Source organism: Blautia intestinalis (assembly GCF_014297355.1).
In the GTDB taxonomy this organism is placed as follows: Bacteria; Bacillota; Clostridia; order Lachnospirales; family Lachnospiraceae; genus Blautia_A; species Blautia_A intestinalis.
The window spans coordinates 1-14,073 of the sequence record NZ_JACOQE010000015.1; the positions used below are offsets into that span (position 1 = coordinate 1).

At 38.1% G+C, this 14,073-nt stretch carries 17 protein-coding genes and 1 pseudogene; all 18 read right to left on the reverse strand.

All coding sequences use genetic code 11. From position 1 onward, the window contains the following. Positions 1-216, reverse strand: a 216-nt coding sequence (locus H8Z79_RS15185; RefSeq protein WP_187002862.1) for a Type 1 glutamine amidotransferase-like domain-containing protein, incomplete at its 3' end; no start/stop codon positions are given. Positions 217-416: 200 nt separating this feature from the next. After that, a pseudogene (locus tag H8Z79_RS15190) lies at positions 417-884 on the reverse strand (lysine--tRNA ligase); the annotation flags it as partial. Between the two features lie 170 nt (positions 885-1,054). Continuing rightward, positions 1,055-2,290 carry a tyrosine-type recombinase/integrase gene (locus tag H8Z79_RS15195; RefSeq protein ID WP_118071773.1) on the reverse strand — a complete coding sequence of 412 codons (1,236 nt, stop codon included), beginning with the start codon at positions 2,288-2,290 and terminating at the stop codon, positions 1,055-1,057. Between the two features lie 36 nt (positions 2,291-2,326). Beyond that, positions 2,327-2,497 (reverse strand): hypothetical protein, encoded by a 171-nt coding sequence (locus tag H8Z79_RS15200; RefSeq protein ID WP_015543520.1) that lies wholly within the window; start codon positions 2,495-2,497, stop codon positions 2,327-2,329. Between the two features lie 90 nt (positions 2,498-2,587). Beyond that, entirely contained in the window at positions 2,588-2,797 is a 210-nt protein-coding gene (locus H8Z79_RS15205) for a DUF6462 family protein (protein ID WP_005609464.1), read from the reverse strand. Between the two features lie 89 nt (positions 2,798-2,886). Beyond that, on the reverse strand, positions 2,887-3,126 hold the full coding sequence (locus H8Z79_RS15210) for a type II toxin-antitoxin system RelE/ParE family toxin (protein WP_243004434.1): 240 nt from the start codon (positions 3,124-3,126) through the stop codon (positions 2,887-2,889). A 15-nt stretch (positions 3,127-3,141) separates the two neighbouring features. After that, positions 3,142-3,450 carry a type II toxin-antitoxin system RelB/DinJ family antitoxin gene (locus tag H8Z79_RS15215; RefSeq protein ID WP_118071772.1) on the reverse strand — a complete coding sequence of 103 codons (309 nt, stop codon included), beginning with the start codon at positions 3,448-3,450 and terminating at the stop codon, positions 3,142-3,144. Positions 3,451-3,661: 211 nt separating this feature from the next. Next, on the reverse strand, positions 3,662-4,021 hold the full coding sequence (locus H8Z79_RS15220; RefSeq protein WP_015543517.1) for a hypothetical protein: 360 nt from the start codon (positions 4,019-4,021) through the stop codon (positions 3,662-3,664). Then, positions 4,014-4,481 (reverse strand): helix-turn-helix domain-containing protein, encoded by a 468-nt coding sequence (locus H8Z79_RS15225; RefSeq protein ID WP_118071771.1) that lies wholly within the window; start codon positions 4,479-4,481, stop codon positions 4,014-4,016. The genes H8Z79_RS15220 and H8Z79_RS15225 overlap by 8 nt, the downstream gene beginning before the upstream one ends. Before the next feature lie 152 nt (positions 4,482-4,633). Further along, positions 4,634-6,508, reverse strand: coding sequence for an AAA family ATPase (locus H8Z79_RS15230; protein WP_173816549.1), 1,875 nt, complete (start codon positions 6,506-6,508; stop codon positions 4,634-4,636). Positions 6,509-6,546: 38 nt separating this feature from the next. After that, complete coding sequence (gene mobQ, locus H8Z79_RS15235) at positions 6,547-8,262, reverse strand: MobQ family relaxase (protein WP_118071769.1); 1,716 nt, start codon at positions 8,260-8,262, stop codon at positions 6,547-6,549. Continuing rightward, complete coding sequence (locus H8Z79_RS15240) at positions 8,262-8,627, reverse strand: DUF3847 domain-containing protein (protein WP_118071768.1); 366 nt, start codon at positions 8,625-8,627, stop codon at positions 8,262-8,264. The genes mobQ and H8Z79_RS15240 overlap by 1 nt, the downstream gene beginning before the upstream one ends. Positions 8,628-9,033: 406 nt before the next feature. After that, positions 9,034-9,240: a helix-turn-helix domain-containing protein gene (locus tag H8Z79_RS15245; RefSeq protein WP_118071767.1), complete on the reverse strand. Its 207-nt coding sequence runs from the start codon at positions 9,238-9,240 to the stop codon at positions 9,034-9,036. 41 nt (positions 9,241-9,281) lie between these two features. Then, positions 9,282-9,692, reverse strand: coding sequence for a single-stranded DNA-binding protein (locus H8Z79_RS15250; protein ID WP_118071766.1), 411 nt, complete (start codon positions 9,690-9,692; stop codon positions 9,282-9,284). Positions 9,693-10,660: 968 nt separating this feature from the next. Further along, complete coding sequence (locus tag H8Z79_RS15255; RefSeq protein WP_118071765.1) at positions 10,661-11,590, reverse strand: DUF4238 domain-containing protein; 930 nt, start codon at positions 11,588-11,590, stop codon at positions 10,661-10,663. A gap of 66 nt (positions 11,591-11,656) precedes the next feature. After that, positions 11,657-12,469: a hypothetical protein gene (locus H8Z79_RS15260; protein WP_225877032.1), complete on the reverse strand. Its 813-nt coding sequence runs from the start codon at positions 12,467-12,469 to the stop codon at positions 11,657-11,659. A 54-nt stretch (positions 12,470-12,523) separates the two neighbouring features. After that, positions 12,524-13,657, reverse strand: a complete 1,134-nt coding sequence (dcm, locus tag H8Z79_RS15265; protein WP_118071764.1) for a DNA (cytosine-5-)-methyltransferase — start codon at positions 13,655-13,657, stop codon at positions 12,524-12,526. A gap of 95 nt (positions 13,658-13,752) precedes the next feature. Beyond that, on the reverse strand, positions 13,753-14,052 hold the full coding sequence (locus H8Z79_RS15270; RefSeq protein WP_225877033.1) for a hypothetical protein: 300 nt from the start codon (positions 14,050-14,052) through the stop codon (positions 13,753-13,755). Positions 14,053-14,073 lie beyond the last annotated feature (21 nt).

The following is a 14,073-nucleotide window of genomic DNA, read 5'->3' on the forward strand; positions in this document are numbered from 1 at the left end:
AAAAACAGACTGTATCGTTGAATAAGCCTCCGTTGAAATATCAATTTCAGTTACGATTGCTCCCAACTTTTTGAATAATTTTCGAGCCGAGCCGACATAACCGGTGTAGCCTTCACGCAGTGAAGCTGTTGGAATAAATGCGACTTTCTTATTTTCAATTTCTTCCTTTATCAGACTTCCCACACTTGAAAAGTGCGAACATAAAAATAGTTTCATCAATATTCTCCTTTATAAATACCGATTTATCTTTTTCTTTCTGAAAATGGGCAATTCCGCAATGGAACTGCCCATATATCTTTAAAATATGCGATTTTTAAGGCTCTGCACCATTTGGTGTAAATTTGGTGTATTTGTGTATTTTCAGAGCTTTTTCACAAATGAAGTACATCCCGTTTTGTAAGGTAAAACGGTACTTCTTAATAGAGCTTTGCACCTGCCGGAATATGGTCATCTACCATAAGGAGATGAAGCTTTTCTTCGCCTTCTTCTTCGTGTACTGCACTGAGAAGCATACCACAAGAGTCAATGCCCATCATTGCTCTTGGAGGAAGATTTGTGATTGCGATAAGTGTCTTACCAACAAGTTCTTCCGGCTCGTAATATGCGTGAATACCGCTTAAAATAGTTCTATCTGTGCCTGTTCCGTCATCAAGAGTGAACTGAAGGAGTTTCTTTGACTTCGGTACAGCAACGCATTCTTTAACCTTAACTGCTCTGAAATCTGACTTTGAGAATGTATCAAAATCAACATCTTCTTCAAACAAAGGCTCAACCTTCACCTTAGAAAAATCAATTTTCTCAGGCTCTGAATTTGGTGTAGAAACCTCTTTAGAACTTACACCATTTTCGGATTTTACACCACCGAGGGTCTTCATTGTCGGGAATTTTTTTGATTTTTCTTCATTACCCTTCGTGATGCTTCGCTGTGCTATTTCTATTAAATTGTCTTCTCTTCATCACCATTCATGATGAATCATTGTCAAATCATATCTGTTGTCAATTTGATGTCATTTGGTTATTTCTGTTGTCAGATGAAAGGGTTCATAAGCCCTTCTTAAAATACATCCATTGTTGCAGCCAAATGTTCAAATGTTTCCTGTTTTTTCTCCTCTGTCGCTTCTGCATAGATATCCATAGTGGTCTGGATATCCTTATGCCCCATGATCGACTGGATTATTTTCAGGTTGGTTTCTCTTTCACAAAGCCTTGTGCAAAATGTGTGTCTCAAGCTGTGCGCTGAAAAATCCGGCAACAGCACCGGCTCCCGATGCTCTTTTTTTGCCTCTATTTCTTCTGTTGCATTATAAGCAGATGAGATTCTCTTGATTGCCCGATTTACTGACTGGGCATTCATTATATTTCCATAACGGTTACAGAAAACAAAGCCTGTCATTCCGTCAATCTCTGCATCTGTCCATCCATTTTCTTTCTGCTCTTCCCAGATCATTTCAAAAGCATCTTTCACTGTATCCAACATGGGAATCGTACGCATGCCGGCTTCTGTTTTCGGCGTCGAAATGTGATTTTCCGATGCCCGGTCTTCTCCTACCGGATAATACGTCAGATTATGATTGATGCTGATAATCCGCTTCTCGTAATCAATGTCTTCCCATCGAAGCCCTAAAACTTCTCCAATCCGGCACCCGGTTCCAAGAAAAATCGTAAAAATCGGCCACCAGTGATAGTAAATCGGGTGTGTGGCAATATATTCCATAAATGCCCTCTGCTGCGGAATTGTCAGTGCATGTCTCACACCGGTTTTCATACCCAAATTTTTCTTTAATTCTGCCATGACTCCATCCGTAGGATTTTTTCTGATAATGTCATCCCTCACAGCCAATTGAAAAGTAGGATGTAATAACGTATGAACAGTTTCCAGTGTGTTAATCTGCAATTCCTGTTTCTCAATCAGGTGATTGTAAAACTGTACCACATCAGAATACTTAATCTCCGCTATATTCCGCTTTCCAAATGTGTCCCGGATAAATCGGTCATACATATAAAGATAATTACTTCTGGTTGTCGGTTTCAGATTGCTTTTGAGACTCATATAACGGTCAAATACAAAATTTACAGTCGCCTTTCCTGCAACGTAAATATCCAGACCGTCCATCTGATCTTTCATAAGCTGTGCTTCTTTTTCCCGAAGCGTTACAAGGTCTTGTGCATAAACATACTTACGCCTTCCAAGGGGATCTGTATAAGTATATACATACCTCTCATCGGAACGTCTCTGTGATTCACCTTTCCGCAGGACTCTGCCCCGCAGATCTTTTCTTGTCTGTGCCATATAAAATCCTCCTTCAGATAAAGGAAGGACTTCATGTTATTCAGGTCTGTTCAATATTTTTTCCAGTCCCTGCAGGACAACTTCTGTCACAGTCATTTTGTGTTTTCCGGCATAATCACAAATACGCCTATACATAGAATCTTCCACCCGGATACTCAATACTTTCTTTTTTACATTGTCCGACTTTGGTCTTCCTGTCTTCGCCATATCTGTTCTTATTCCTCCACATCCTCATTATAGTTTTCGTATGACAAAAAGTCAATCCCTGTTTTTCGTCCTTCCACAATTTTTTCTTCCCTACGCAATCCGGAATGTCTCCAGATACTTTTCGAATATCTCACAGTTTACAAGAGCAACCTTGTCAATCTTATACACTGCTTTAGCCTCTTTCGCCAACTCCTGGAATTTTGTCAGTCCAATGCTGTAAAGCTCTGCCCCTTCCTGGTAGCGGACAAATTTCTTTGCTATTTTCTTTGTTTTCTCTACATCTTTACGTGCATATCCCATACACGACACCTCCTTTTTTTGCATAAAAAAAAGCAGCTAACCTATTTTTCATAGACTAACTGCTTAAATCCCCGGTTCAATATTCAATTTTAATCTTCCGAAACGTCTTCTGTTTGACTTAACTGTTTATGAACATCACGTCCGCCATACATAATTCGCACTACATATACCGTTTCAGTTTCATCATCTGTCTTATAGAATACCAGATAATTATCCACCGGAAAGAATCGAAGTCCTCTGCTGTACCACGGTTCTTCCTCATAAAGCCGGTTTCTATTCGGCATAGTATCCAGCTTCCGAATTGCGGTCATAATCCGCTCTGGCTGTATACATCACTTTATATTTCATATACCAAATTCCCGTTTCATTTCTGCTTCAACTTCATCTGCCGAATATACTCTGCCAGCCTTAATATCTTCCATGCCTTTCTCTATTTCTGCATCGAACTGTTCCTTTGTCAAAGAACCATATGCAACAAGTTCCTCATAAGCTGGAAGTTTCATTTCAAAAGGAATTCCTCTCTGGAGTACAATCTGTCTCAGAAACATTCCTACTGCATTGGACATTGGAATACCAAGTCGATCAAGCACCTGTTCTGCCTGTTCTTTCACTTCGGGCTCAACACGTGCAAATACATTTGCTGTTCTTGCCATAGATATCGCCTCCTCTTTTTTCTTCATTATATTTCGTTTGATTGCAATTTGCAAGCAGTTCGCAATCTTTTCTCAGAATTTCATATACTGGCAGACGGCAGGTGGCAGATAAGGTATCTATAAAAATCTACATTTGCTCCAATGATTCTGCCACCCATTAATCTTTTAACCAAATACTATTCTCTGGTTTCTCATATCACGCATCGTTTGCCTAAATATTCCCTTCTTCATTGACTTCTCTTATACTATCATAATTTTCAATGCTTTCAGTTGATTCATTCGCTATTCCCTGCTGTAATCCACTAAGAATTTTCTCACCTTTTTCTTTATGAGCTTTTTTCATTGAATAAATCTTTTTTACTCCAACTATTAATCCGATAACAGTAAGAGTTCCTGCTGTGCCGAATAAAGCACCTTTTTTCATCCCATTTTCTTCAAAAAACTCTGCGATGGTTTTCATTCCCTCTTTCATATCCCCGTCTCCAATAATTTTAAGACTATGCGTCATATCTGGCGCAGCTTTGCATGAATCAGACAATAATTCTGTTATTTTCTTATTAAGATCACTCATTTATATCCCCCTTTGCATTCTCAATATTTTTTAATAAATATTCCAGACTTTTTATCTTTGTTTCTTCATCGACTATTTCTTGTTCAAGCTGGGCAATAGCCTTCTTTTTATTTTTTATATTTATCTTAACCGTTGCAAGATTCTCTTTTAATATCTTTTTAATTTCCTCCGAATCAATAGTGGAATTTTTTATTGCTTCACCTTTTTCAACATTCTTAGCTACGAGAGTTCCTAGCAGCAACGTCGAGGCAGCAACGATTCCTCCTATCGGAGTCGTCAATGCAGCAGCATATTTAGGTGTATTCTTTGTAAATTCTCTCAACATTGCATCAGTAATAACACTCCCTTTTTTCCGTGAATTCATATTAGCCTTTAATTTTCCTGATCGAATCCATCTTCTAACAGTTTCTTCAGATGTATTCATCATTTTTGCAACTTCTTTTACTGTATAAGTGTCCAAAGAATCTTACCTCCCAAAATTAAGTATATACTTTAATGCTACATTTGTCAATTTCTATTGTATTAAAATGTAGTATTAAATACAATAACATAAACCATGTTAGGTCCATTCTGCTTTGTTTATTCTTCAATTTTAATCATTCTGCCATTCCATCACTCTTTTAATCGAATACTGTTCTCCTGCTTTTCATTTACCCGGTATTCCAGTTCATTCTTCATCCGGCTTCTCACATCACGCATTGTTCGCCCGGATATTCCCTGCTCCTTTGCTTTTTCGTCTAATTCTCTGATTGAAATTTCTTTTTTATCAGCAAGCAGTTCCCTGATCAGCTTTGCCCCTCGTTCCAGCTTTGTTTCTGTTGCTTTTCCTTCTTTTCCATCTAACAATTCATCTGCGGAAATCTCATAGGCTCCCACCCATCGAAAGCCTTCTTCGTCTCCCAGTTTAAACGCCATTGTTTCCCCTGGTGGTGCAAGAGAACTTTTTTCATGAATCAATACCCTTGTGGTTGGATCTTTTCTTACTTTCCCGATAAAAATTAAACTTCGCACTGCTGCCATAATATCAATAGAACCAAGTCCCCGATACGTGCTCTGTGTCCCGGAAGATTTATTCAGATGTCCGATCAGCACAATGGCACATTCGGTCTTCTCTGCAATCATTCCCAGTTTCCGGAACACCGGACGCACTTCATTTGCCCGATTCATATCCACATCTGCTCCAATAAATGCCTGTACCGGATCAATAATTACAAGTCTCACCTGATTCTGTCTGACTGCTTTTTCAATTCGGTCATCAGATAAGGTTAATGCTTCTTCCGTATCATCAATTACCATAACCCGGCTCAGATCTGCACCTGCTTCCACCAATCTTGGCTTAATGGTGTCACCCATACCGTCCTCTGCTGTCTGATAAATTACATTGAACGGTTCAATATCTTCCATATTCGGAAACAGCTTTCGATTGGTACAGGCTGCCGTCAGCATCATTGCAAAATAAGTTTTTCCCTCTCCCGGATTGCCCTGAATGATTGTCAGTTTTCCAAATGGAATATAAGGAAACCACAACCAATCCACGCTGGTCTGCTCAATATCTTCATAACATAACATCGGCACCAGTTCTTCTGCTTCTGGTACTTTAATTGTGATTGTTTCTGTGATTACTTTCTTTCTGTTAGCGTTTTTATCACAGAGGATTTCATTCCAATCTTTTCGTGACGGTTTCAGACGAATTACACTATATCCTTCTGAGATTTCTCCTGCCAGTTTCTCACAGGCTTCATTCCCTGCTTGGTCATTATCCAGGCACAGAAAGACAGAAGTAATCTGAGGGCGTTCAGAAAGGAAAACCATCAGTGCCATACTGGAGACACCACCCAGACTCAGGTAGCTGCGTTTCTTCCAGTCTTTTGGAAATAATTGGATGAAAGAAAGCAGGTCAATGGCTGCTTCAAACACAAACAACTGATTATCCGTCCCTCTATGACTGAATCCGTAAGATTTATCAGATCCAGCCACATCTCCCCGATATTTTATTTCACCAACGCCCCGGCAATGTGCATATCTTGGAATACCATCTGCATCTCTGCCCACAAATACAACATTATGGTGCTTCTTTTCTTCGTAAATATCTCCTCTGGCAATCCATTCCATCACCAGATTTTTCTCAAGTTCTCTGCTTTCTGTCAGATACTTTACGATCATTTCATTATCTTCATTTTTCTCCGGTAATCGGAAGTCTTGGGACGAGGCGGGGCAGGACTTCTGCCTGCCTTCGCCTTCTTCCCCGATTAGCATTTTCACTGCTTCCGGGAATGTTGCATAATAAAATTCCATCACAAAATCTACCGGATAACCTCCCTTGCTCTGACTATGCCGATACCATCGGTTTCCAGATATCGTTACACTGTCATGCTTTTTCCAACGGTATTCTCTGCCACTTTTCACCAACTGTTCTCCCTGTGCGTTCAGAAAAGAAACAAGATCGGTATGGTTTGCTCTTGCAATCTGTTCTTCTGTATACTGCATTTTCATCATCCTTTCCTGTCTGTCCTACTGGCAGACTGTTATAAATTCATCTCATGATTCCGTTTTTTCTTTACTACCTGCTGTTTTGCATCACGCTCTGCACATTCTTTCTTTTTTTCATCCAATTTTCTCAGAAGAGAAGTCTTCTTTTCTGACTTCTGCTCCGGCTGTTGCTCTGCTTTACCGTTTTCTTTAAAAATATCTTCCGTCTGAACTGCATGAAACGCCGGAAACTTTGTCTGCTTCTCCTTTTTTTCTTCTGAACGCCCGGAAGTATCGGCTTCTGCCATTTCCCGGTCACGTCTGGCAATATCCGCACAGCTCTGTACCTTTTTTACAAATGCAAGTTCCTCCTGATACGGCTGATTATCTGCTTTCAGTTCTTCAATCACCGCCTGGAGTTCTTCTTTCTCCCGTTTCCATCTGGCAGTTGGCACCTTTCCATTTTTATCCAGATGTTGTTTCAGTTCCCGTTCACATTTACGGTAATAATTGATTTCTTTCTTGTGTTGCTGATAGTATTTCTCCCGTCTTTTCTGGAAATAGAAATGATTATATTCATCAATCAATGGCTGGTTTGTCTTTATTACTTCTACCATCTTTTCCAAATTCTCCAATTTCTTTAATTGCTCTCTCTTTTCAGAAATTTCTTTTTTGCTGACAGAAACAACACCGTTCAGCTCATCAATCCGTTCCTGCAAGTCATCCATCGTCTCTATCTGATGTGTCTGAAGATAACTGATGGATTTTGCAAACTCCTGTAAGTTGGAGAGATTCTTACCTTTTCGTTTCATCTCCGCATAGAAATTGGGAAGTGGAGGCCTGCCCTGTGTCTTTTTATCATAATAATCCTGTAAACTTTCCAGAAGTGTAGGGTTCTGTCTGCGATCCAACTCTGACTTCATTTCTTCATAAGCTGTCTTCATCCACTGAATGGATTCTTTCAGAGAAATAAACATCTGATTGAACTGTCGAATTGCCCTGTTCAGCTCCCCGATGATTGTTTTTATCCCCTTTTTCTCCATTGCCCGAACTTCATATCCCTCGTGTATGGTCGGAATCAGATCAATCCCCTGCTCTTTGTAAGAACGGTGATCAATTCTGGCTGCCATGTGGCATTCCCGGAATTTTTCATTTACTTTCTCCGTCCACGCTCTTCTCCATTCCTTTAAAAGCTCCGGATCATTCCAGCCAGTAGTGGAAACAGCATTGAATATATCCTTCCCTTTGGCATCTTTTATCCGGTTTCCATCTTCATCCAGAACATATTCCCGTTTCTGCTTGTTGCCCCAGCTCCCTTTTTCTGTAAAAGGACGGATTGGAGCAAGTACATGAAAATGTGGATTATCTGGTTCATCTTCGTTCTTTGATTTTCCCTCATGAACTGCCAGATCTACAATCATGCCACGTGCTACAAACTGTTCCCAGCAAAACGCTCTCGCCAGTTCTATATTTTCATCCAGTGTCAGTTCATTTTGCAAAGCAATATCAAAAGAATAAGCTAACTGTGCCCGTTTACTTTTCTCTACCTTTTCTACCTCATTCCAGAGTGTTTCCCGATCAGTCAGACGTTCCGGCACATATTCCGGTGTCAGAATTTCTGTGAAAACTACTCCAGACTTTTTTGTATAGTCATGCGTCTGTACATAATAATCGTTATAAAGCTTCTGCCCCGAAATATAAGCTGCGGAATTAACCACCGTCTGACCTTTTCCTCTGGAAACCTGCTTTACTGAAAAATGATACAGTGCCATTAGCTGTCATCTCCTCTTTCTGCTTTTTCAACTGCTTCTGCAATTTGCTGTTGTTCTTTGTGTAAGGCTGCTATGTAAACCTGTCGCACAATACTCTTGTTGTAACTACTGTTCCGCAGCTGATCCATAACATCCTGAACTTCTTCCTGTTCCAGATCTCTTGATAATGGAAATGCTTTTTCAAACTCTGCTCCTTTAACAATCAATCTGTGGGAACGTTCCTTTCGCTCTACCAACTTCTTTCTCTGCTCCAGAAGATTTTTATTGTGGATCGCATGTTCCAGTTCTTTTTTACTTTTTTCCATGTTGACTTTCAGTTCTTCCAGTGACATAGATTCATATTTTGGATTTTTCGCTCTGCTCAAGTTTTCAACTTCCTACTCTTTCTGTAAATAAAAAGAATCGATCTTCTCACAAATTCCGATTCCTGGGTATAAAAAATGAGGTCGTTGTTTCTCAAAAGGAAATACTAACCTCTGTAATCTTAAAAATCTTTAATCAATGCAACAAGATAGGCCTTGTGCCGCAAGGGGAAATTATCCCCTTGTCCGAAATCTATGATTTCGCTATATTCCCGAATTAAAATCTCTCAAAATCGAGAATGGCACCGCAGGTCGCACGATACAGGCAGATGTAATTGCCTGTATAGAAGTGCGCTCTTAGCTTTGCTAAGAGATTTATGCCGTATCCGGCGTGTTATCTTTTTTCAATTTCTTTTTTCGACTTCTGAAGCATTCTGCCAGTTTTAATAATTTGACATATCTGCTCCTGTTATTCATCATCTGTAAATTCCATCATCTCATCAACGGTGCAGTCCAGTTTCTTGCAGATTTTCTCAATCGTCTCCATTGATACATACTGGTTTTTTCCCATCCGGGCAAGAATGTTTCCGCTAATCCCGGTGAGATGTTGCATTTCTATCCGCTTCATATTTTTATCAATGAGCTGTTTCCATAATCTGTTATAACTTACACTCATAAATAACCTCCACATTTTTATTAGACAGATTTCTGCTTTTATTAGTCAAACGGAATTTCTCCGTCCTTCGCTTCCATAAAACCGTCTTTATCTGTTTTCGGGGTTTCTGATGAATCTGCTCCAGCACCGCTGTCCTTGTTCTGAGCAAATTCATGTTCTTCCACAATCACATCTGTGGTATAAATCGTCTTTCCATCCTTATCCTTATAACTGCCAGTGCTGATGCGTCCACCGATCACAATTCGCATTCCCTTGTAAAGATATTTCTGTGCAAACTCTGCACTCTTGCCAAATGTTACGCAGGAAATAAAATCTGCTTCCTGTTCTCCGTCACGTTTATATCTTCTGTTCACTGCCAGAGTATATCTGGCTACTGCCATATCATTCTCTTTCCCGGCATACTTGATCTCCGGATTCTTTGTCAATCTTCCCATTAAAATCACTTTATTCATAGTCGTTACATCCTTTCCGGGCATTTTGCCCTGTAAACATTTTTCAGTTACTTTTTTGCAGTGGTCTGTCGTGCTTTTCCCTGTCACCTGCAGTCGTCTCAGACTGCCTCTGCCTGTATAAACAGGTCACTGACCATAAGGCTCTGGTCAGCCGCCCATCATCGGGAGTGTCATTATGATTCCGCTCGCTTTCAAAAAAGAAAGGTCATGGCAGAACTCCTGGTAGGCTTTCAGGGTGCACTTATCGATTGTCAAGGTTCAATGAAGGAACATTCCAAAACGTCCTCTAATTACTAAAGTCAAATGCCTTGGCAAGATGCAAAAGATTCGTGATATTTTTTTGCATTTTTATCATTTTTTCTTTTACTTTTGTTAGTCCCTTCACATACTCTGTACTGGGACAAGCAAAAGCGGACATGATTTGGGGGATTTTTGAAAAATAATTATTCCTCTACCTATAAAGCTTAGGAAACGGTATTTACCAACCCCCTTTTGCAAGTTTTTATGCGTAAATTGCATTTTACGGAGCTCAGCGGTCGCCATTCCGTTTTAGAACGGCCGCGTTCCGAAATGAAACGGTCGTTTATACCACAGTCTTCATTCAAGTCAATGGCAAGGGCTAAAGCCGGCATAAATGCCCCATTGACTGGATTTCAGACTGTTGATTACAGTAATCAAGCAGAACAAAGGATTGTTCTGCTAATGTCTATTCAGTGACCGCTATATTCTGGAATATGGCTGTTAAGTGCCATAAACCTGACCGTTAAACTTCGTAATATGCACGTAAATGAAATATTCCTTCACTAATTGCAAGTTTCGGCGGGCATTTGGACGGTGCTTTTTTAAGAAATTTTATCTTTCCACTAATCACATGTGGCAGAGTGTACAATGTCAGATGCTTTTGAAAAAAGGCCAAAAAAAGAAGCACTAACTTTTTACAGTCAATGCTCCTTGAATTGATCTTTATTCTATTTTCTCTTATTTCTTCCTGCCGATCTTGCTTCCCACATTTTTTTCATATATTTGATCGTATTCGATGTACCAAACAAAAATTTTTGTCCCATTGCAAGCTGCATACAGTTATATGCAATTACACTATTTAATGATAAGTTTATAATGCCATTCTCTGGCATGTCTTTAGAAATAAGAGGTGCTGTCTTATCTTTTATTCTGAATATAATAGCCTTATTGGATGAAACAGGAATACATATATCATTAAATCCATTTCTTACAGTCTGTGCTGGATTATCACTAATAACAAAATCCAACTCTGTATTATTCACTGCTTCATACCACTCATAATTATACTGTAACATCTGCATAGTTTCTAAAACAGGTTTTATTCCTAAAATTTGATATAGCTGTGTATTCTTTCCTGTAGAACAATTTATCTCAATAGTTTTTTTCTTTGTCTCTTCATCAAGTCCCAAATTATCACACATAGAACTTAACCATTTCTCTGTTTTGTTATTTATAGCATCCATTTGATCTCTAAACTGTTTCGTTCTATATGCCAGAGAATGTAAAAAAATTATCATTAAATTTCTATTTGAACTTATATGAATTGTGCTGAGATCTTCCTGTAATTCATTAAGCATTTTACTAATAGCTGATTCTTCTCTTGCTAATACGTGTTCTGTAAATTGGTCATCTGATAAATTTTCATTGTCGCAGAGTTCTGGGAAAACTTTTAAATCTTCTTTTAATATTTCTGCAATCTGTTCTTTATCTGCATCATAGAAATAATTTGCCACCGCAAAATTTTCAACTTTTCGATTATCCAAAACAGTACCATTATCCAGCTTGAGAACAGAAATATATTCATCGCCTATATTTCCATAACCAAATCTCTTTAAATACATTCTCGGCACATAATGTTGCCGTCTTACTTTTTCCATAAAATTCTTTCCTTTCTAACATATAGTGCAAAGGCATTAACTCACTACAAGTTAATGCCTTCTGTGCTAGTTATCAAGTTTTTCTTTGTAGATTTCTATCCTTTCCGTCTGCCGAGCTTTTTGATCTTTTGGGGGCAATTTTTCAGAAACTATCTCATACCATGATTTATCAAAACCAACTGCTTTCAAAATTGTTGCTTTATCCATCTGATCAGGTTGTTTTATAGAAATATGTAATCGCTCTTGCGGTATTTTTTCTATAATTGTAAACTGGCTACCTCCTGGCTGCCACGTAAACTTATGTAATCCAGATTCTTTTTCATACCCCTCTAAATTCCCACGCTTATTCCACTTAAATTCATATAATTCCGGATCATATCGAATTGTATCAAATTCAAATATGAGGTAATCCTTATAATCTTTTGATTTGACCAAAACAACCGTTCTCACAAATTTAAAAATCTGACGTACTGCCGACACTCTTTCATTCCAAATTTGCAAAACCATCTTTCCCAACTCATTTGGATCAACTTCTGAATAATTGTCTACTCCAAAGCTATATGTAACAGCATTTCTACCACATATTAATCTAACCTTATCTTGATGTTCAATATCAGTTTGTCCAAAAACAGTTTTCGCACCCCAGCAACAATTGTCCAAAACAACATCATCAAGTCCAACATTTGACGGTTTCCACTCTGCTCCTACACATTCTGCAAATATCTGCTCCCATTCATTTCCTTCTAATGACATACTCTGTTTAGTAGCCATCATATATACAATATTTTGAGCTAATGTTTCCACAAATGATGACGGAAACTTATTTACTGCAAACGGGGCAACTGCCTTATTCACTGTTCTTAATCTTGGCTCAGCCATGTGCCGCATTCCTCCAAACATTAAATATATGAAGTAATTTTAACACAATTATGCTTAAAATGCCATTGGAATAAATCTTTCAATTACCATTTTTACCATATCTACTGGTATTGCATTTCCCGCCTGTTTTCTAGTTTGGCAATCTGATACAACTATTTTAAAATCATCAGGAAATCCTTGCAGTCTTAACATTTCTCTTGGAGTTAATCTTCTTTCACCATTTACCAATAAATAATTATAACTAGCACCTGCACGCAGTGCACAACTATATGGATACGAAGAAATATTTCCTGATTTATTCTCATGCCATATCGATGGAAAAACTTTTGCCGTATGCATTGCTTTTCTTTTTGCAACAATTTCTGGTGAAGCATAATGTTTAGGATCAACTTTCTTTTCTAAAATATCATTTAATGTTTTTTTATTTTTTATTTCAAAATTCCAGTCCATCTTAAATGGTTTTTTTGATCCCACAATAATTATTCGCTCTCGTTTTTGAGGCAAGCCAAAATCAAGAGCATTTAACAAATGATAATCGACATGATAACCTAATTCATCTCTTAATGTTTCTAATATTGTTTGAAGTGTCTTACCGCCATCATGGCTTGCCAAATTCTTTACATTTTCCAGTACAAAAGCTTGCGGTTGTTTTTCTTTTATAATTCTTGCTATATCAAAAAATAATGTTCCTCTTGTTTTATCTTCAAATCCTTTCATTAAACCACAAATTGAAAATGCCTGACATGGAAATCCTCCAAACAACAAATCAAAATCAGGTATACTTTCTGCATCAACTTTCGTTATATCCCCAACAGGTTTCTCACCAAAGTTGGCTTCATAGGCCTGTTGTGCATATTTATCAATATCACTGCTAAACACACACTTACCATTTATCCCAAGCTTATCAAAAGCCCCCTTACTGGCGTATCTAAATCCTCCGATTCCGCAGAATAAATCAATATATCTCAACGGTTTTGGATATACTGTTATATTTGGTTTAGGTACATCAAAAAATATCTTATCAATATCAACACTTAATGCTGTAGATATTCGAAATGCAACATCTACAGAAGGATTTGCAAGCTGATTTTCTACATTTGAAAGATATTTTCTACTAATACCAGCATATTTGGCTAATTGTACCTGTGTAATATTTCTCTCTTTTCTAATTTCCTGCACCCTATTCATTTAAGCGTTTCCTCCGTTTTTGTGAACTATCATACTCAAAATATTATATTATGCTCACTATTATTTGTCCATCATTTTATAAAAATGTTTTTCATTTATGATAATTCTTCTATAATCAATTTTATTAACTTCTTTAACTTCATTCCATCTTTTAAACCTAACCGATAAAAGAATTCCTCTGTTTCTGCCCCACTGCTAAATATCGCATCACAATATTTTGTAATAACTTCTTCTTGCTCTGCCGGAAGTGTCTCAATCACTTTTTTGTACGCTTCCTCAATTTCATCTGGTCCTGTCACAGATGACTGGCTCAACTTCCAATCTGCATATGATTTTCCCATGTGTTCCGTTATTGTCAGATTGATAAATTCTTCAATCTCTTTTGTCATTTTCATTTGTGAATCCCGTTCCTTTCT

Excerpts from the sequence above, each read along its gene's own strand:
- H8Z79_RS15250 (WP_118071766.1), bottom strand. The coding sequence starts at position 9,692 with ATGAATAAAGTGATTTTAATGGGAAGATTGACAAAGAATCCGGAGATC.
- H8Z79_RS15195 (WP_118071773.1), bottom strand. The coding sequence starts at position 2,290 with ATGGCACAGACAAGAAAAGATCTGCGGGGCAGAGTCCTGCGGAAAGGT.
- H8Z79_RS15255 (WP_118071765.1), bottom strand. The coding sequence starts at position 11,590 with ATGGAAAAAGTAAGACGGCAACATTATGTGCCGAGAATGTATTTAAAG.
- H8Z79_RS15220 (WP_015543517.1), bottom strand. The coding sequence starts at position 4,021 with ATGAGTGATCTTAATAAGAAAATAACAGAATTATTGTCTGATTCATGC.
- H8Z79_RS15215 (WP_118071772.1), bottom strand. The coding sequence starts at position 3,450 with ATGGCAAGAACAGCAAATGTATTTGCACGTGTTGAGCCCGAAGTGAAA.
- H8Z79_RS15230 (WP_173816549.1), bottom strand. The coding sequence starts at position 6,508 with ATGCAGTATACAGAAGAACAGATTGCAAGAGCAAACCATACCGATCTT.
- H8Z79_RS15270 (WP_225877033.1), bottom strand. The coding sequence starts at position 14,052 with ATGAAAATGACAAAAGAGATTGAAGAATTTATCAATCTGACAATAACG.
- dcm (WP_118071764.1), bottom strand. The coding sequence starts at position 13,657 with ATGAATAGGGTGCAGGAAATTAGAAAAGAGAGAAATATTACACAGGTA.
- H8Z79_RS15260 (WP_225877032.1), bottom strand. The coding sequence starts at position 12,469 with ATGGCTGAGCCAAGATTAAGAACAGTGAATAAGGCAGTTGCCCCGTTT.
- H8Z79_RS15245 (WP_118071767.1), bottom strand. The coding sequence starts at position 9,240 with ATGAGTGTAAGTTATAACAGATTATGGAAACAGCTCATTGATAAAAAT.
- H8Z79_RS15205 (WP_005609464.1), bottom strand. The coding sequence starts at position 2,797 with ATGGGATATGCACGTAAAGATGTAGAGAAAACAAAGAAAATAGCAAAG.
- mobQ (WP_118071769.1), bottom strand. The coding sequence starts at position 8,262 with ATGGCACTGTATCATTTTTCAGTAAAGCAGGTTTCCAGAGGAAAAGGT.
- H8Z79_RS15200 (WP_015543520.1), bottom strand. The coding sequence starts at position 2,497 with ATGGCGAAGACAGGAAGACCAAAGTCGGACAATGTAAAAAAGAAAGTA.